This window comes from Pseudomonas sp. F9001 (assembly GCF_013385435.1).
Lineage (GTDB): Bacteria > Pseudomonadota > Gammaproteobacteria > Pseudomonadales > Pseudomonadaceae > Aquipseudomonas.
Window position 1 is genome coordinate 100,158 of sequence record NZ_JACAPX010000003.1, and the last position, 16,611, is coordinate 116,768.

Consider the following 16,611-nt stretch of genomic DNA (forward strand, 5'->3'; position numbering starts at 1 on the left):
TCATGTGTAATGACGCCTGCAGCACCTCACATCACTGCTGCCCGAGAGGGGTGATCCGGGCAGGCTGGTTGATCTGCTGCTGCAGGTTCTGCACCTGGCTTTGCAAGGCAGTGACGTTACGCGTGGTCTGGATGCGGAACACGTCGAACTCCTTGGTGGACGGACCGTCGGAAGCCGCGGCGCGGTTGTCCAGTTCGCTCTTGAGGACCACAAGGTCCTGCTCCAGGCGGGCGATGGCGGCCGTGGGGTTGCCCTGTTTTTTCAGGGCTGCGACGTCGGCGGAGAGGTCCTTGAACTCGGCATCCCGGGACTTGAGGGTAGCCACCGCATCCGTCAGCGCCTGGACCTGGCCCTGCAATTGCGCGTTGGCACTGGACAGTTGGGTCGTGCTGGCGGTCATCTGCTCCAGGCGCTTGTCCAGGTCAGTCGCCTGGCCGGCCACGCCCATCTGCTGCTTGCCCTGCTCCAGCAACTGGGTCTCCAGCTGCTTGATCTGCAGTTTCAGGGCCTCGCTGCCATTATTCACATTGGCTTCGCTGGCCACCACCTTGCCGGAAATATCCTGCAGGCGCCCCGCCGCTTCCTCGCTGATGCGCGCGAAGCTTTCCTGGGTCGCCACCAGTTGCTGGCCCATCAGGGAAATCTGCTGGAAGCTCCACCAGGCTAGGCCGGCGAAGGCGAACAGCAGCGCACCGACCAATGCCCACAGCGGCCCGGTACTGGCGCTCTTGACCTTGACGACCGGCGCAGGCCGGGAGCGCACGGAGGTAGCCGGCGTGGGCTCGAAATCATCGTCGTCCGAGGTGTCGGCCCGCAGGCTGGGAACGTTGTCGAAGTCGTCGTTAGCATCGTTACGCATGAATCAACCTTAAATCCTTTGAGGTGGCATATGGATAGCCAGGCGTCGGAGTATAAACCCCCGACCTGCCGCACTGATCGACCCGGGTTCGCAAATTCGGTTCCCGGTGTGTTGCCGGTTATTTAAGTCCCACGTCCTGGGCCTTCCACCAGCTACAGAACTCGTCGAGGGCCGCCCACAGGCTGACCTTGGGCTGGTAGTCGAGATAATGCCGTGCGCGGGTGATGTCGAGGGTGAAATCTTTGTTCATCACCTGCATGCCCAGCCGTGACAAAGACGGTTCCGGGCGCCCTGGCCACATGGCACAGAAGGCTTCATTGAGCGCCGCAACGCTGTAAGACAAGCCGTAGGACCGATAACGGGTGACCTGAGGCATGTCCATCTGTCGCATCACGTAGTTCACCACATCCCACACCGGCACCGGGGCGCCGTTGCTGATGTTGTAGACCTTGCCCAACGCCGAGCCCGTCGCCAGCAAACTGCTGAGCAGGGCTTCATTGAGGTTGTGCACGCTGGTGAAATCGACCTTGTTCAGGCCATCGCCGACAATCGCCAGGCGGTTCTTGCGCTGCATCTTCAACAGGCGCGGGAAGATGCTCATGTCGCCGGCCCCCGTGACAAAGCGCGGGCGCAGGGCCAGCACTTCGAGGCCAAACTCCTGGGCGCCAAACACCTTTTGCTCCGCCAGGTATTTGGTGGCTGCATACGGATGCTTGAAACGCTTGGGCACTTGTTCTTCGGTCAAGCCCAGGTGGTCACGGCCGTCGAAGTAGATCGACGGCGAAGACAGGTGCACCAGGCGCCCGACCCGCTGCTTGAGGCAGGCCTCCACCACGTTTTCGGTAACCAGCACATTGCCCTGGTGGAAGTCCTGATAACGCCCCCACAGCCCCACGGCCCCGGCGCAATGCACCACGGCCTCGACGTCGCGGCACAGCTCGCGCACCAGGTCCGGATCATTCAAATCACCCTGGATAAACTCGGCGCCGCGCCGTACCAGGTGTTCCACACCTTCGGCCCGCCGCCCGTTGACCCGCACGTCCAGGCCCTGCTCCAGGGCGAAACGCGCAAAGCGCCCGCCAATGAAGCCGCTTGCGCCGGTGACCAGAATTTTCATGACTTACTCCGCATTCTTTCGTTTTTCATCGCTGTTGCCTTGACGCTGGCCATCACTCCAACGGCACCAACCATTGCCCCGTTGTGTGTGCCAGATGATCCGTCAGCAGGCCCAGCAATTGTCCACCACTGCGCCAATGATGCCAGTACAGCGGCACATCGATCGGCTTATCTGGCAATAACTCCACCAACACGCCCTTTTCCAGCTGGTCGCGCACCTGCAGTTCGGGCACCAGGCCCCAGCCCAATCCGGCTTCCGTCAGGCGAATAAAACCTTCGGACGAGGGGCATAGATGGTGTTCGAAACCACCGTCGACGCCCAGGGACGCCAGGTAGCGATGCTGCAGGAAATCATCCGGGCCGAACACCAGCGCCGGCGTGCGGGCCAGTTGATCGGCCCGCACGCCCTCGGGAAAGTGCCGGGCGACAAACGCCGGGCTGGCCAGCGCCCGATACCGCATCGCGCCGAGCAACAGGCTGCGGGCACCGGCCACCGGGCGTTCGCTGGCGCAAATACAGGCTGCTACTTCGCCGGCGCGCATGCGCTTGAGGCCGACGGTCTGGTCTTCTACCACCAGGTCCAACAGCAAATGCTGCTCGGCGCAGAAGTCGCTCACCGCCTCGGCCCACCACGTGGCGAGGCTGTCGGCATTCAAGGCGATGCGCAGGCGCTCGGGCATGCCCTCTTCATCCAGCGCAGGCACCTGGCTTTGCAGGTCGCGCTCCAGCAATCGTACCTGTTGCACGTGGTTAAGCAGGCGGCGGCCGATATCGGTGGGCGTCGGCGGCGTGGCACGTACCAGCACCGGCTGGCCGATTCGCGCCTCCAACAGCTTGATGCGCTGGGAAATCGCCGATTGGGAAATTCCCAGTACCTGCGCGCCCCGCTCGAAGCCGGCCTGTTCCACCACCGCCGCCAGGGCGGAAAGCAATTTATAGTCGAACATCAGTTTTCCTAATGAGCGATCAGCAATATTGGTTTTTCTTATACAGCCTTGGACGGGAGAATAGCCAGCATCGCTTCTTCTTATTCAAGGACCTCCACATGGCTGGCGAAACCGCCCTGGCAACCCTGCTGCGCAGCATGAGCCCACAGCTCAATGACGGCGACTACGTGTTCTGCACCCTGGCCGACAGCCGAATCCCCGAAGGTTGCGAGGTGATCGGCAGCTTCCGCGAGCAGGAAGGCCTGACGTTGATCGTCGAGCGCCAGCAGGCCGAGCGCGCCGGACTGGCCTTCGACTATGTGGCTGCGTGGATCACCCTCAACGTGCATTCGGCCCTGGAAGCGGTCGGCCTGACCGCCGCGTTCGCCACGGCCCTGGGCCAGGCCGGGATCAGTTGCAACGTGATTGCCGGCTACTACCACGATCACCTGTTTGTAGGCCGCGCCGATGCCGAGCGCGCCATGACGGTGTTGCGGCAATTGGCGGCGGGCGCGGAGTAAATCCTATGTGGCAAAGCTATATGAACGGCCTGTTGGTGGCCTTTGGTTTGATCATGGCGATCGGCACCCAGAACGCCTTTGTTTTGGCGCAAAGCCTGCGGCGCGAACATCACCTGCCGGTGGCAGCGCTGTGCGTGGCATGCGACGCGATCCTGGTGGCCGCCGGCGTGTTCGGCCTGGCCACCGTGCTGGCGCATAACCCGGTATTGCTGGCGATTGCCCGCTGGGGTGGCGCAGCGTTCCTGCTCTGGTACGGTACCCTCGCCCTGCGCCGGGCCTGCTCGAAGCAGAGCCTGGGCGAGGGCGAAAACCTCAAGGTACGCTCGTTGAAGGCGGTAATGCTCAGCGCCCTGGCAGTGACGTTGCTCAACCCCCACGTGTACCTGGACACCGTCTTGTTGATCGGCTCCCTCGGCGCTCAGCAAACCGAACCGGGCGCCTACGTGGCCGGGGCTGCCAGCGCTTCATTCCTGTGGTTCATGACCCTGGCCCTGGGCGCCGCATGGCTGGCACCGTGGCTGGCGCGCCCCGCCACCTGGCGGATTCTGGACCTGCTGGTAGCCGCCATGATGTTCAGCGTGGCCTATCAATTAATCAGCGCAGCGTAGATATTCCAAAACGCTCTGGAACCTCTATCCCACACAGTTGTTGCGTGGTTTTGCCGCACCCCCGGTGCTATGATCCAGCCCCTGCGCCGCAAAGAGTACAAACTCCCCGGCGCTTGTTTGGCCGCCCGTGATCGGCCTTGCGCTCACCGCAACTGACCTGATTAGGAGAATCATCATGGCTTTCGAATTGCCGCCGCTGCCCTACGCACACGATGCCCTGCAGCCGCACATTTCCAAGGAAACCTTGGAATACCACCACGACAAGCACCACAACACCTATGTCGTGAACCTGAACAACCTGGTGCCTGGCACCGAGTTCGAAGGCAAGACCCTGGAAGAAATCGTCAAGTCTTCTTCGGGCGGCATCTTCAACAACGCCGCTCAGGTCTGGAACCACACTTTCTACTGGAACTGCCTGGCGCCAAACGCTGGCGGCCAACCTACCGGCGCACTGGCTGAGGCGATCAACGCTGCCTTCGGTTCGTTCGACAAGTTCAAGGAAGAGTTCACCAAGACTTCCGTCGGCACCTTCGGTTCCGGTTGGGGCTGGCTGGTGAAAAAGGCTGACGGTTCCCTGGCCCTGGCCAGCACCATCGGCGCCGGCAACCCGCTGACCAGCGGCGACACCCCGCTGCTGACCTGCGACGTCTGGGAGCACGCTTACTACATCGACTACCGCAACGTGCGTCCAAAGTATGTGGAAGCGTTCTGGAACCTGGTCAACTGGAAGTTCGTGGCTGAGCAGTTCGAAGGCAAGACCTTCACCGCTTAAGTACCGCTTGCAGTAGAAAGAGCCCGGCGATTGCCGGGCTTTTTTGTGGGCGATTACAAATGGAAAAATGCCAGGAAAACGCTGGAACTCATCAAAAGGATTTCGCCACGCAGCATGTAAGAGGAATGTCCCTCTGATTCACTGCAGGAGAACTTGATATGGATCTAGCATCTTTGATCGGCATGGGCCCTCAAGCACTTAACGTGTTCGATAACGTGACAGATAAGGGCCTGGACGTCCTGGACAAAAGCCTGGGCATCCTTGATAAGACCGTGGACATAGCTCGACAGGCCTTGGGGCAAATCGACCCTCAGGCGCAAGACCAGCCACAACCGCCGAAAATTCCGTTTACCTGATGGGCGCTGACGCTCGACGGTTTGTTTCGCTGGCCTGAAAAACCCGCGCTCGTCCTGAAAAGACAGTACAAGAAGTCGGCACGTACGATCCGCCGACTTCACTCCATGCCAGGCCTGCCTTTCCATTCCCCCTCCCAACGTCTTACCCCCGGACGCGCTCATCTAAACTGCAAAACCTGCCCTGGCCGCAATGTCCCTTTGACTGCCCTCACGGGATTGCCAATACTCATGGCATATTGAGGCTACCCGCATGGAACAAGGAATAACCCTTTGAAGCTGGAACTCAAAAACAGCTTGTCGGTGAAGTTGCTACGGGTGGTACTGCTTTCGGCATTGGCCGTGGGCGTGGTACTGAGCGCGGCGCAGATCGTCTTTGATGCGTACAAGACGCGCCAGGCCGTGGCCGGTGATGCCCAGCGCATCCTCGACATGTTTCGCGACCCGTCCACCCAGGCCGTCTACAGCCTGGACCGGGAGATGGGCATGCAGGTCATCGAAGGCCTATTCCAGGATGATGCCGTGCGCATGGCCTCCATCGGCCACCCCAACGAAACCATGCTCGCGGAAAAAACCCGCGACCTGCAACAATCCCCGAGCCGCTGGCTGACCGACCTGATCCTGGGCCAGGAACGCACGTTCACCACGCCGCTGGTGGGGCGCGGGCCTTACAGCGAGTACTACGGTGACCTGAGCATCACCCTCGACACCGCCACCTATGGCAAAGGGTTTCTTGTCAGTTCGGTGATCATTTTCATCTCCGGGGTGCTGCGGGCGCTGGCCATGGGGCTGGTGTTGTACCTGGTCTATCACTGGCTGCTGACCAAGCCGCTCTCGCGCATCATCGAGCACCTGAGTTCGATCAACCCCGACCGCCCCAGCGAGCACAAGATCCCGCAGCTCAAGGGCCACGAGAAAAACGAGCTGGGGCTCTGGATCAACACCGCCAACCAGTTGCTCGAATCCATCGAGCGCAATACGCACTTGCGCCATGAGGCGGAAAACAGCCTGCTGCGCATGGCCCAGTACGACTTCCTGACCGGCCTGCCGAACCGCCAGAAACTGCAGGAGCAACTGGACAAGATCCTGATCGACGCCGGCCGCCGGCAACGTCGGGTCGCGGTGTTGTGCGTGGGGCTGGATGACTTCAAAAGCGTCAACGAGCAGTTCACCTACCAGGCCGGCGACCAGTTGCTGCTGGCCCTGGCCGACCGCCTGCGCGCCCACAGCGGCCGCCTCGGCGCCCTCGCCCGCCTCGGCGGCGACCAGTTCGCCCTGGTGCAGGCCGATATCGAGCAGCCCTACGAAGCCGCCGAATTGGCACAAAGCATCCTCGACGACCTGGAAGCCGAATTCGCCCTCGATCACGAACAGATCCGCCTGCGTGCCACCATCGGCATTACCCTGTTCCCGGAAGACGGCGACAGCACCGAGAAGCTGCTGCAAAAAGCCGAACAGACCATGACCCTGGCCAAGAGCCGCTCGCGCAACCGCTACCAGTTCTATATCGCCAGCGTCGACAGCGAAATGCGCCGCCGCCGCGAGCTGGAAAAGGATCTGCGCGACGCCTTGAGCCGCGAGCAGTTTCACCTGGTGTACCAGCCGCAGATCAGCTATCTCGACCACCGTGTGGTGGGTGTCGAAGCGTTGATCCGCTGGCAGCACCCGGAGCACGGCCTGGTGCCGCCCGACCTGTTTATCCCCCTGGCCGAACAGAACGGCACCATCATTGCCATCGGCGAATGGGTACTGGACCAGGCCTGCCGGCAACTGCGGGAATGGCATGACCTGGGCTTCACCGAGCTGCGCATGGCGGTCAACCTGTCGACCGTACAGTTGCACCACGCCGAGCTGCCACGGGTGGTCAACAACCTGCTGCAAATCTACCGCTTGCCGCCGCGTAGCCTGGAGCTGGAAGTCACCGAGACCGGCCTGATGGAAGACATCAGCACCGCCGCCCAGCACCTGCTGAGCCTGCGCCGCTCCGGGGCACTGATTGCGATTGATGACTTCGGCACCGGCTATTCGTCCCTGAGCTATCTGAAAAGCCTGCCGCTGGACAAGATCAAGATCGACAAGAGCTTCGTCCAGGACCTGCTGGATGACGACGACGATGCGACCATCGTGCGGGCGATCATCCAGCTCGGCAAAAGCCTTGGCATGCAGGTGATCGCCGAGGGTGTGGAGACCGCCGAACAGGAGGCCTACATCATCTCCGAGGGTTGCCACGAGGGTCAGGGCTACCACTACAGCAAACCCTTGCCGGCACGGGAGTTGGTGGCCTACTTGAAACAGGCCCAGCGCAATAACGCCGCCATCCTCTGAAGCGATGCCGGCCATCGGGGCCACGCGCACCGATGGCCGGCAAATCGATACTAAATATTTCCTGCTTATAACGCTTTACACAAAATGCAAATCTTTCGCATTATGTCGCAGTTTTGCGCGCCCCCCGCGTGCCCCATCAACAACCGAAGCAGGATGTTCGCCATGATTCGTATGCCCCTGGCCACCGCCAGCCTTCTCGCCATTGCCATTTCGCTCGCCGGTTGCGGTGAAGGCAAAGACAAGGCCGCCGCGCCTCAAGCCCCGGCCGCCGCCAGCACCACCGCCCCGGCGGCTGCCCCGGCAGGCCAGGTAGACGAGGCCGCCGCCAAGGCCGTGGTCGCGCATTACGCTGACATGGTGTTCGCGGTGTACAGCGATGCCGAGTCCACCGCGAAAACCCTGCAAACCGCGATCGACACTTTCCTTGCCAACCCGAACGACGACACCCTGAAAGCGGCCCGTACCGCCTGGATCGCCTCGCGCGTGCCGTACCTGCAGAGTGAAGTGTTCCGCTTCGGCAACACCATCATTGACGACTGGGAAGGCCAGGTGAACGCCTGGCCGCTGGACGAAGGCCTGATCGACTACGTCGACAAGACCTACGAACACGCCCTGGGCAACCCTGGCGCCACCGCCAACATCATCGCCAACAACGAGATCCAGGTCGGCGAAGACAAGGTCGATGTAAAAGACATCACCCCGGAAAAACTCGCCAGCCTGAATGAGCTGGGCGGTTCCGAAGCCAACGTAGCCACCGGCTACCACGCAATTGAATTCCTGCTCTGGGGCCAGGACCTGAACGGCACCGGCCCGGGCGCCGGCAACCGCCCAGCGTCGGACTACATGACCGGTGATGGCGCCACTGGCGGCCACAACGAGCGCCGCCGCACCTACCTGCGCGCCGTGACTCAGCTGCTGGTCAGCGACCTGGAAGAAATGGTCGGCAACTGGAAGCCCAACGTCGAAGACAACTACCGCGCCACGCTGGAAGCAGAACCTGCGACCGATGGCCTGCGCAAGATGCTGTTCGGCATGGGTAGCCTGTCCCTGGGCGAGCTGGCCGGTGAGCGCATGAAGGTTTCCCTGGAAGCCAACTCGCCGGAAGACGAACAGGACTGCTTCAGCGACAACACCCACAACTCGCACTTCTACGACGCCAAGGGTATTCGTAACGTTTACCTGGGTGAGTACACCCGCACCGACGGTACCAAGATGACCGGCGCCAGCCTGTCTTCCCTGGTGGCCAAGGCCGACCCGGCGGCCGATGAAGCGTTGAAGGCTGACCTGGCCTCCACCGAAGCGAAGATCCAGGTGATGGTGGACCACGCCAACAACGGCGAACACTACGACCAGTTGATTGCTGCCGGTAACGACAAAGGCAACCAGATCGTACGTGACGCCATCGCCGCATTGGTGAAGCAGACCGGTTCGATCGAACAGGCTGCTGGCAAGCTGGGCATCAGTGACTTGAACCCGGATAACGCTGATCACGAGTTCTGATCAGTGCCGCGTTGAATGAGGCGACCTTCGGGTCGCCTTTTTTGTGCCTGCCCTCCAAGCTCCATCAACCAGCACAAATCTCCTGTGGGAGCGGGCTTGCTCGCGAAAGCGGTGGGTCAGCCAATGCATCCGTTGACTGATACACCGCTTTCGCGAGCAAGCCCGCTCCCACACTTGATCTGCCACGTCTCCAACGCCCCCCCGGTTTACTTGCCCTGCACCGCAGGTAGAATGGCGCCTTTCCTGTCACCCCGAGCGGACCTCATGGCGTTGCCGACCTTACGGATAATCGGTTTCATTATCGGCATCTTCCTGATCACGCTGGCGATCGCCATGGTCATCCCCATGGCGACCCTGGTGTTTTTTGAACGCACCAGCGACCTGCCGTCGTTCCTCTGGGCCAGCCTGATTACCTTTATCGCAGGCCTGGCACTGGTCATCCCCGGCCGCCCGGAACACGTGCACCTGCGCCCGCGGGACATGTACCTGCTGACCGTCTCCAGCTGGCTGGTGGTGTGCATCTTCGCCGCACTGCCGTTCCTGCTGACCCAGCACATCAGCTACACCGACTCGTTCTTCGAAAGCATGTCCGGTATCACAGCCACCGGTTCCACGGTGCTCAGCGGCCTGGACACCATGTCCCCGGGCATCCTCATCTGGCGCTCGCTGCTGCACTGGCTCGGCGGCATCGGCTTTATCGGCATGGCGGTCGCGATCCTGCCGCTGCTGCGCATCGGTGGCATGCGCCTGTTCCAGACCGAATCCTCCGACCGCTCGGAAAAGGTCATGCCCCGCTCGCACATGGTGGCGCGCCTGATCGTGGCGGCGTACGTGGGCATCACCATCCTCGGCAGCCTGGCGTTCTGGTGGGCCGGGATGGGGCTGTTCGATGCGATCAACCATGCGATGTCGGCAATTTCCACCGGCGGGTTTTCCACTTCCGACGAATCCCTGGCCCACTGGAAACAGCCGGCGGTGCACTGGGTGGCCGTGGTGGTGATGATCATGGGCAGCCTGCCGTTCACCCTGTATGTGGCCACGATGCGTGGCAACCGCCGGGCACTGATCAAGGATCAGCAGGTGCAAGGCATGCTCGGCTTGCTGCTGGTGACCTGGCTGGTGCTCGGCACCTGGTATTGGTGGACCACCAACCTGCATTGGCTGGACGCGCTGCGCCACGTGGCGGTAAATGTCACTTCGGTAGTCACTACCACAGGTTTTGCGCTGGGGGACTACAGCATCTGGGGCAATTTCTCGCTGATGCTGTTCTTCTACCTGGGCTTTGTGGGCGGTTGCTCCGGCTCCACGGCTGGCGGGATCAAGATCTTCCGTTTCCAGGTCGCCTACATCCTGCTCAAGGCCAACTTGAACCAGCTGATTCACCCACGGGCGGTGATCAAGCAGAAGTACAACGGCCATCGCCTCGATGAAGAAATCGTGCGGTCGATCCTGACCTTCTCGTTTTTCTTCGCCATCACCATCTGCGCCATCGCCCTGGCCCTGTCACTGCTGGGCCTGGACTGGATGACCGCACTGACCGGCGCCGCCAGTACCGTGTCCGGCGTGGGCCCGGGCCTGGGGGAAACCATCGGCCCGGCCGGTAACTTCTCCACCCTGCCGGACGCTGCCAAGTGGATCCTGTCATTCGGCATGCTGCTGGGCCGGCTGGAGATCATTACGGTGTTTGTGCTGTGCATTCCGGCGTTTTGGCGTCACTGACAGGCAGCTCATGCAACCGCGCCCGGTACTCGCCGGGCGTGGCATCGAACCAGCGGCGGAACGCACGAAAGAAGTTGCTCGGGTCGGCAAACCCCAACAGGTAGGCAATTTCCAGCAGGGTCATGCTCGGCTGCGCCAGGTATTGCTCGGCCAGTTCGCGGCGGGTGTCGTCGAGCAAGGTCTGGAAACTCGTGCCCTCCTCCTGCAAGCGGCGCTGCAAGGTGCGCTGGGACAGGTGCAACGTCTGCGCAACCACTTCACGCTTGGGCTCGCCCTGGGGCAGCAATCGGCATAGCACCTGCCGCGCCTTGTGGGTCACCCGGCTCTCGGAAAACCGCGCCAGGTACTCCCCGGCAAAACGATCGTGCAACAACGCCATCGCCTCGTTCGCCGTGGGCAACGGCGCCTCCATATCGGCCCGTTCGAAGATCAGCGCGTCATAGGGCGCGTTGAACACCAGCGGTGCATGGAAGGCTTGTTTATAGGGTGCCAGGTCCGCTGGCTGATCGCCCTGCACCAGCACCTTGCGCGGTTGCAACGTGCGCCCGGTCAGCCAGCCGCATAACGCCAGGGCGCTGGCCAGGGACGCTTCGGCACTTTGCCGGGTAGGCGGCAGGTGGTCGCCGTGCACCGTCAGAATCAGCGCATAACCTTCGGGCAACAGGCGGAAACTCAGGTCGGCACTTTCAGCAATGATTCGCTGGTAACGCACCAGCCGCATAAAACCTTCGGCCAGGGTATTGCTGGACATCAAGGCGTAGCCGGCCACATGAAACGACGCCGGGCGCACCACCTTGCCCATGTTCAAGCCAATCGCCGGGTTGCCCGACAGCTCGACCGCGCGCTGCCAGAGCCGGGTCATGGAGTCCTGGGGGAAGCGTGCATCCGGGTCATTCAGCGCGGCGTAATCCAGGCCAAGCTGCTTGAACAAGGCACGGCAATCCAGGCCGTCCATTTCCAGCGCCTTGACTATCCCCATCGCCCAGCTTGCAGAAGTCGTTCGTTCGCTCATGGCGTTTTCTTAACAAGGAAGGCTGAAACGACAGCCAGGAATCCGAAGGATACTAAAGTGGCATCTATTGTCACTGGCTGTTACCACTGATGACTCTAGACTCAAATAAGCTCCCCGCCGAACATCTGTCGGGCAGAACAATAACCAGAGGGCCGACCACTGTGGAAAATGCCAGGCAATTCAACAGCTTCGCCGATTTCTACCCGTATTACCTGAGCGAACACGGCAACAGTACGTGCCGTCGCCTGCACTTTATCGGCACCAGCCTCGTTATCTTCATTCTCGCGTTGGCGATCGGCAAAGGTGCGTGGTGGCTGCTGCTGGCGCTGCCGGTAGCCGGCTACAGCTTTGCCTGGATCGGCCATTTCTTCTTTGAAAAGAATCGCCCGGCGACCTTCCAGCATCCGCTGTACAGCCTGTTGGGGGATTTCGTGATGTACCGCGACATGATTCTGGGCAAGGTGCCGTTCTAGCCCCACGCTTGAAGAACAATAAGAGAGGCTTTGATGAACCAGCAGGCCCGCTTCACCCATATGCAGGATGGTACCCAGGAAGACTGGGCGATCATCGCCAAGGATTTCAGTGCTTACGCACGGCAATTGCCAAGCCGGATCCTGGCGCATCTACGGCTGCTGGAGGGCGACTTCGGCGGCTTCCCGGTGGACCGCCTGACCCACTCGCTGCAAACCGCCAGCCGCGCCTGGCACGACGGGCGCGATGAAGAGTACGTGGTGTGCGCCCTGCTCCACGACATCGGCGACACCCTCGGTTCCTACAACCACCCGGACATCGCCGCCGCGATCCTCAAGCCGTTTGTGAGCGCCGAGAATCTGTGGATGGTGGAGAAGCACGGGATCTTCCAGGGCTACTACTTCTTCCACCACCTGGGGATGGACCGCCACCTGCGCGAGCAATTTGGCGACCACCCGCAGTACCGGCAAACCATCGAGTTCTGCGCGCAATACGACGCGGCGGCGTTCGACCCGGCCTACGACACCCTGCCGCTGAGCTTCTTCGAGCCGATGCTGGCGCGGGTGTTTGCCCAGCCGAAGAACTCGCTCTACAAGGCGGCGATGGAACGCCAGGGTTAAACCGGCAGCAATGTGCCGCCGTGACCGGTTTGGGTGGCTGGCTCCGGATCTTTGACGATCTCCCGGGCCACCATCAGGATCACGATGGCCGCAATGATGTCGAAAATCGCCAGCACCACAAACAGCGGGCTGTAGCCGACCTTGGTCACCAGCACGCCGAACACCGCAGTAAATGCCGCAGCCCCGATAAACCCGCACATCTGCCCGCCACCGGTGGCGGTGGCCACGTCGTTCTTGCCGAATGAGTCCGAGGCGATGGAAAACAGTGCACCCGACAAGGTCTGGTGGGCGAAACCGCCGACACACAGCAGGGCAATCGCGGTGTAGGCACTGTCCACCAGGCCGATGCACGCCGGGCCGATCATGCACAGGCAACCGAACAGCATCACCAGCTTGCGCGAGGTGAACAGCGAGACCTTGAAGTAGCGGTGGAACAACGGGCTCAGGTAGCCACCCAGCACACAGCCAATGTCGGCGGCCAGGAACGGCAGCCAGGCGAACAGCGCCATTTCCTTGATGTTCATGTGCCGCTCGGTCATCAGGTACAACGGAATCCAGGCATTGAACGTCTGCCAGGCCGGCTCCGAGAGCATGCGCGCCGAGGCGATGGCGAAAAAGTTGCGGCTCTTGAGGATGCGCTTCCAGCTGGCTTTCTTCTGCACGCCTTCCTTGAGGTGGGTTTCCTGGCCGGCCTCGATGTACTCACGCTCGGCCTGGGCCAGCAGGCGCTGGTCACGCGGGTGCTTGTACAGCAGCAGCCACAGCCCGCTCCACACCAGGCCGATGCCGCCAACGATCAGGAATGCCAACTGCCAGCCGCTGTGCAAAATCGCCCAGACCACCAGTGGCGGCGCCAGCAACGCACCAAACGACGAACCAAAGTTGAACCAGCCGATGGCGACGGAGCGCTCCTTGGCCGGGAACCACTCGGTAATCGCCTTGACGCCGCCGGGGAAGCCCGCCGACTCCGTCAGCCCCAGTGCGCCACGGGCCACTGCCAGGCTCTGCCAACCGGTGGCGAATGCCGCCAGGGCACAGACTACCGACCAGGAGATGGCGAAGATGGCAAAGCCCATCTTGGTACCGATCGCATCGATCACATAACCGGCGATCGGCTGCATCAAGGCGTAGCACACCTGCCAGGCAACAACGATGTGGGAATACTGCTCAGTGGAGATGCTCAGGTCGGTCATCAGCGTGGGGGCTGCGACTGAGAGCGTGTTGCGGGCCAGGTAGTTAATAATCAGGCCGACCGTCATCAGCCCGACCATCCACCAACGGATGCCTTTGATTTTCATCGCTTCACCTTAATTATTTTTAGATTTGAGGCGTACGTTCTGCGACCGAGCGCATCCGTATTACGGGCGCTATAAAACTGTAACGTCATATGTCGTCATACAACTGTTAGCGTTATATTCAGTCCGCAGTACGATGTCAATCCGTGAAGGGTGATGTTGTACGATGACAATCGACACCCCTGTGGCGCCACGTCACTTGCGCGGCGGGATGAAGACGCGTTCATTTTCTGAGATAAAATCTTTCTGTCATTTACAGTGCTGTATCCTGCACAGGCTTTTTGAACGCGCGGAATCACCTGCGATTGATAAAACAGATCTTGCGAGGAGCGACGACGATGCACGAAATCCCTAATCTCCCCTTCCCAAGCCTGCACGAAACTGAGCAGCCAACCCCGCAACAGGCCGGTGCCACCAAGCCCGAGCCCAAAGAGGCAAAACCGGTCGACCGCAAGAGCGAAGACTGAGAGCCGTACCCAGACCGTGTGGAAAGCGTGACATTGCGCGCTTTCCACACCGCCTGAACACCGTGAGCCCCGCCATGACCGACACCACCCCCGATACCGCCCTGCTCGACACTGCCTTGCACATGGGCGACGTATGGAACCGCCTCACCCCGGAAAAACAGGCCCTCCTGCTCAAGCGCTTCGGCACCCAGGAAAACGCCCTCGCCGCGTTGGTAACCACGCAACTGCTCAACCCCGCCGATCGCTAAAAGTTTGCTTTGCTGCCCCCGCACGCGCCCAGCATCGGTATCATAAGCAGCCTATCTTTTCCTGCTGCGACAGTGGACCTCTCCCCATGCCAGATACCCAGCGCCCCATGGCGGTCACGCTGCAAGTCGTTTCCATCGTTTTGTTCACCTTCATCGGCTACCTGAATATCGGCATTCCCCTGGCCGTGTTGCCTGGCTATGTGCACAGCGACCTGGGCTTTGGCGCCGTGATCGCGGGCCTTGTGATCAGCGTGCAATACCTGGCCACTCTGCTGAGCCGGCCCTACGCGGGACGCATCATCGATAACCGCGGCAGCAAGCGCGCCGTCATGTACGGCCTGGCCGGTTGCGGGTTGAGCGGCGTGTTCATGTTGCTCTCGGCGTGGCTGTCACACCTGCCGGCGCTGAGCCTCACCAGCCTGCTGATTGGCCGCCTGGTGCTGGGCAGCGCTGAAAGCCTGGTGGGCTCGGGTTCCATCGGCTGGGGCATTGGCCGGGTGGGTGCGGCGAATACCGCCAAGGTCATCTCCTGGAACGGCATCGCCAGCTACGGCGCCCTGGCCATCGGCGCACCGCTGGGGGTGTTGCTGGTCAGTCATTTCGGGCTGTGGAGCATGGGCGTCAGCATCATCCTGCTGGCGGTGCTGGGCCTGCTGCTGGCCTGGCCGAAAGTCGCCGCGCCGATCGTGGTGGGCGAGCGCCTGCCGTTCATGCATGTGCTGGGGCGCGTGTTGCCTCACGGCTGCGGGCTGGCGCTGGGCTCGATCGGGTTTGGCACCATCGCCACCTTCATCACCTTGTATTACGCGACCCAGCATTGGGATAACGCGGTGCTGTGCCTGAGCCTGTTCGGTGCCAGCTTTATCGGGGCGCGGTTGTTGTTCGGCAATTTGATCAACCGCATTGGCGGGTTTCGCGTAGCGATTGCCTGTTTGTCGGTGGAGACGCTGGGGCTGCTGCTGCTGTGGCTGGCGCCGGATCCTCATTTGGCGTTGGCGGGTGCGGCGTTGAGCGGGTTTGGCTTTTCCCTGGTGTTTCCGGCCTTGGGTGTGGAGGCGGTCAACCTGGTGCCCGCCTCGAGCCGGGGTGCGGCGGTGGGGGCGTATTCGCTGTTTATCGATTTGTCGTTGGGGATCACCGGGCCGTTGGCCGGGGCGATTGCGGCGGGGTTCGGGTTTGCCTCGATCTTCCTGTTTGCGGCGATCGCGGCGTTTGGCGGGTTGCTGTTGAGCCTGTATTTGTACCGGCAGGCGCCTAAGTACCGCGAAGAACGTCAGGCGAGTTAGAAGTCGACCTTGCCGCGGCCGGCCTTGATGCTGCCGCGTTTGGTCTTGGATTCGAGGCGGCGCTTCTTTGAGCCCAGGGTGGGTTTGGTGGGGCGGCGTTTCTTTTCGACCTTGGTGGCGCTGAGGATCAGTTCCACCAGGCGCTCGAGGGCGTCGGCGCGGTTTTGTTCCTGGGTTCGGTATTGCTGGGCCTTGAGGATCAGTACGCCTTCGCTGGTGATGCGGGTGTCGCGCAGGGCCAGCAGGCGTTCCTTGTAGAAGTCAGGCAGGGACGAGGCCGGGATGTCGAAACGCAGGTGCACGGCGCTGGAGACCTTGTTGACGTTTTGACCGCCAGCGCCCTGGGCGCGGATGGCTGTCAGCTCGATCTCGGCGTCGGGGAGGTGCACGTTGTTGGATATCACCAGCATTTTTTGATCGGGCCTTGGGGTGGAGGGGTAAGGATACGCCAATGTGTTGGGCTGCTGGGGGCTGGGGGCTGGGGGCTGGGTACATATCCGTTATTTGGGTGAT

The 16,611-nt window shown here is 61.6% G+C and carries 18 protein-coding genes; 12 read left to right on the forward strand and 6 right to left on the reverse strand.

Annotation, left to right across the window (positions count from 1 at the left end; translation table 11 throughout):
• Positions 1-31: 31 nt before the first annotated feature.
• The 3 genes from HX818_RS02080 to HX818_RS02090 form a co-directional block, all read right to left on the reverse strand.
• Positions 32-859 carry an ATPase gene (locus HX818_RS02080; RefSeq protein WP_177019394.1) on the reverse strand — a complete coding sequence of 276 codons (828 nt, stop codon included), beginning with the start codon at positions 857-859 and terminating at the stop codon, positions 32-34.
• Positions 860-977: 118 nt separating this feature from the next.
• On the reverse strand, positions 978-1,976 hold the full coding sequence (locus HX818_RS02085; protein ID WP_003213003.1) for an NAD(P)-dependent oxidoreductase: 999 nt from the start codon (positions 1,974-1,976) through the stop codon (positions 978-980).
• Between the two features lie 52 nt (positions 1,977-2,028).
• Entirely contained in the window at positions 2,029-2,922 is an 894-nt protein-coding gene (locus HX818_RS02090; protein ID WP_177019395.1) for a LysR family transcriptional regulator ArgP, read from the reverse strand.
• Positions 2,923-3,020: 98 nt separating this feature from the next.
• Between HX818_RS02090 and HX818_RS02095 the strand changes: the two genes are divergently transcribed.
• From HX818_RS02095 to HX818_RS02125, 7 genes are all read left to right on the forward strand, one after another.
• The gene (locus tag HX818_RS02095; RefSeq protein WP_003213000.1) at positions 3,021-3,422 is read left to right on the forward strand and encodes an ACT domain-containing protein; all 402 of its coding nucleotides are present in this window, start codon (positions 3,021-3,023) and stop codon (positions 3,420-3,422) included.
• A 5-nt stretch (positions 3,423-3,427) separates the two neighbouring features.
• On the forward strand, positions 3,428-4,030 hold the full coding sequence (locus HX818_RS02100; RefSeq protein WP_177019396.1) for a LysE/ArgO family amino acid transporter: 603 nt from the start codon (positions 3,428-3,430) through the stop codon (positions 4,028-4,030).
• 175 nt (positions 4,031-4,205) lie between these two features.
• Positions 4,206-4,802: a superoxide dismutase gene (locus tag HX818_RS02105; protein ID WP_003212997.1), complete on the forward strand. Its 597-nt coding sequence runs from the start codon at positions 4,206-4,208 to the stop codon at positions 4,800-4,802.
• 158 nt (positions 4,803-4,960) lie between these two features.
• Positions 4,961-5,158 carry a hypothetical protein gene (locus HX818_RS02110; protein ID WP_177019397.1) on the forward strand — a complete coding sequence of 66 codons (198 nt, stop codon included), beginning with the start codon at positions 4,961-4,963 and terminating at the stop codon, positions 5,156-5,158.
• A 270-nt stretch (positions 5,159-5,428) separates the two neighbouring features.
• Positions 5,429-7,480, forward strand: coding sequence for a bifunctional diguanylate cyclase/phosphodiesterase (locus tag HX818_RS02115; protein ID WP_003212994.1), 2,052 nt, complete (start codon positions 5,429-5,431; stop codon positions 7,478-7,480).
• Positions 7,481-7,642: 162 nt separating this feature from the next.
• Positions 7,643-8,980: an imelysin family protein gene (locus HX818_RS02120; RefSeq protein WP_003212990.1), complete on the forward strand. Its 1,338-nt coding sequence runs from the start codon at positions 7,643-7,645 to the stop codon at positions 8,978-8,980.
• Positions 8,981-9,244: 264 nt separating this feature from the next.
• Positions 9,245-10,699, forward strand: a complete 1,455-nt coding sequence (locus tag HX818_RS02125; protein WP_177019398.1) for a TrkH family potassium uptake protein — start codon at positions 9,245-9,247, stop codon at positions 10,697-10,699.
• On the opposite strand, the gene HX818_RS02130 is transcribed toward HX818_RS02125, so the two are convergent.
• Positions 10,656-11,711 carry an AraC family transcriptional regulator gene (locus HX818_RS02130; protein WP_003212986.1) on the reverse strand — a complete coding sequence of 352 codons (1,056 nt, stop codon included), beginning with the start codon at positions 11,709-11,711 and terminating at the stop codon, positions 10,656-10,658. The two genes, HX818_RS02125 and HX818_RS02130, sit on opposite strands and share 44 nt — an antisense overlap.
• A 161-nt stretch (positions 11,712-11,872) precedes the next feature.
• Here HX818_RS02130 and HX818_RS02135 point away from each other — a divergent pair, with 161 nt between their 5' ends.
• Positions 11,873-12,184 (forward strand): DUF962 domain-containing protein, encoded by a 312-nt coding sequence (locus HX818_RS02135; RefSeq protein WP_003212984.1) that lies wholly within the window; start codon positions 11,873-11,875, stop codon positions 12,182-12,184.
• A 33-nt stretch (positions 12,185-12,217) separates the two neighbouring features.
• Positions 12,218-12,802 carry an HD domain-containing protein gene (locus HX818_RS02140; protein WP_003212982.1) on the forward strand — a complete coding sequence of 195 codons (585 nt, stop codon included), beginning with the start codon at positions 12,218-12,220 and terminating at the stop codon, positions 12,800-12,802.
• On the opposite strand, the gene HX818_RS02145 is transcribed toward HX818_RS02140, so the two are convergent.
• A complete protein-coding gene (locus HX818_RS02145; protein ID WP_052024259.1) occupies positions 12,799-14,073 on the reverse strand; it encodes an MFS transporter in 1,275 nt (424 codons plus the stop codon). The two genes, HX818_RS02140 and HX818_RS02145, sit on opposite strands and share 4 nt — an antisense overlap.
• A 362-nt stretch (positions 14,074-14,435) precedes the next feature.
• Between HX818_RS02145 and HX818_RS31115 the strand changes: the two genes are divergently transcribed.
• The 3 genes from HX818_RS31115 to HX818_RS02155 all read left to right on the forward strand — a co-directional run bounded on the left by HX818_RS31115 (position 14,436) and on the right by HX818_RS02155 (position 16,098).
• Positions 14,436-14,564 carry a hypothetical protein gene (locus HX818_RS31115; protein ID WP_003212978.1) on the forward strand — a complete coding sequence of 43 codons (129 nt, stop codon included), beginning with the start codon at positions 14,436-14,438 and terminating at the stop codon, positions 14,562-14,564.
• A 74-nt stretch (positions 14,565-14,638) separates the two neighbouring features.
• The gene (locus HX818_RS02150) at positions 14,639-14,812 is read left to right on the forward strand and encodes a hypothetical protein (RefSeq protein WP_177019399.1); all 174 of its coding nucleotides are present in this window, start codon (positions 14,639-14,641) and stop codon (positions 14,810-14,812) included.
• Between the two features lie 86 nt (positions 14,813-14,898).
• Complete coding sequence (locus HX818_RS02155; RefSeq protein WP_003212974.1) at positions 14,899-16,098, forward strand: MFS transporter; 1,200 nt, start codon at positions 14,899-14,901, stop codon at positions 16,096-16,098.
• Here the strand turns inward: HX818_RS02155 and arfB are convergent.
• Positions 16,095-16,508 carry an alternative ribosome rescue aminoacyl-tRNA hydrolase ArfB gene (arfB, locus tag HX818_RS02160; RefSeq protein WP_003212972.1) on the reverse strand — a complete coding sequence of 138 codons (414 nt, stop codon included), beginning with the start codon at positions 16,506-16,508 and terminating at the stop codon, positions 16,095-16,097. The two genes, HX818_RS02155 and arfB, sit on opposite strands and share 4 nt — an antisense overlap.
• Positions 16,509-16,611 lie beyond the last annotated feature (103 nt).

Bases quoted from the DNA above. Each gene is read 5' to 3' on its own strand.
- HX818_RS02140 (WP_003212982.1), top strand. From the start codon at position 12,218: ATGAACCAGCAGGCCCGCTTCACCCATATGCAGGATGGTACCCAGGAA.
- HX818_RS02145 (WP_052024259.1), bottom strand. From the start codon at position 14,073: ATGGTCGGGCTGATGACGGTCGGCCTGATTATTAACTACCTGGCCCGC.
- arfB (WP_003212972.1), bottom strand. From the start codon at position 16,508: ATGCTGGTGATATCCAACAACGTGCACCTCCCCGACGCCGAGATCGAG.
- HX818_RS02090 (WP_177019395.1), bottom strand. From the start codon at position 2,922: ATGTTCGACTATAAATTGCTTTCCGCCCTGGCGGCGGTGGTGGAACAG.
- HX818_RS02085 (WP_003213003.1), bottom strand. From the start codon at position 1,976: ATGAAAATTCTGGTCACCGGCGCAAGCGGCTTCATTGGCGGGCGCTTT.
- HX818_RS02130 (WP_003212986.1), bottom strand. From the start codon at position 11,711: ATGAGCGAACGAACGACTTCTGCAAGCTGGGCGATGGGGATAGTCAAG.
- HX818_RS02110 (WP_177019397.1), top strand. From the start codon at position 4,961: ATGGATCTAGCATCTTTGATCGGCATGGGCCCTCAAGCACTTAACGTG.
- HX818_RS02105 (WP_003212997.1), top strand. From the start codon at position 4,206: ATGGCTTTCGAATTGCCGCCGCTGCCCTACGCACACGATGCCCTGCAG.
- HX818_RS02155 (WP_003212974.1), top strand. From the start codon at position 14,899: ATGCCAGATACCCAGCGCCCCATGGCGGTCACGCTGCAAGTCGTTTCC.
- HX818_RS02150 (WP_177019399.1), top strand. From the start codon at position 14,639: ATGACCGACACCACCCCCGATACCGCCCTGCTCGACACTGCCTTGCAC.
- HX818_RS02100 (WP_177019396.1), top strand. From the start codon at position 3,428: ATGTGGCAAAGCTATATGAACGGCCTGTTGGTGGCCTTTGGTTTGATC.
- HX818_RS02095 (WP_003213000.1), top strand. From the start codon at position 3,021: ATGGCTGGCGAAACCGCCCTGGCAACCCTGCTGCGCAGCATGAGCCCA.
- HX818_RS02080 (WP_177019394.1), bottom strand. From the start codon at position 859: ATGCGTAACGATGCTAACGACGACTTCGACAACGTTCCCAGCCTGCGG.
- HX818_RS02120 (WP_003212990.1), top strand. From the start codon at position 7,643: ATGATTCGTATGCCCCTGGCCACCGCCAGCCTTCTCGCCATTGCCATT.
- HX818_RS31115 (WP_003212978.1), top strand. From the start codon at position 14,436: ATGCACGAAATCCCTAATCTCCCCTTCCCAAGCCTGCACGAAACTGAG.
- HX818_RS02125 (WP_177019398.1), top strand. From the start codon at position 9,245: ATGGCGTTGCCGACCTTACGGATAATCGGTTTCATTATCGGCATCTTC.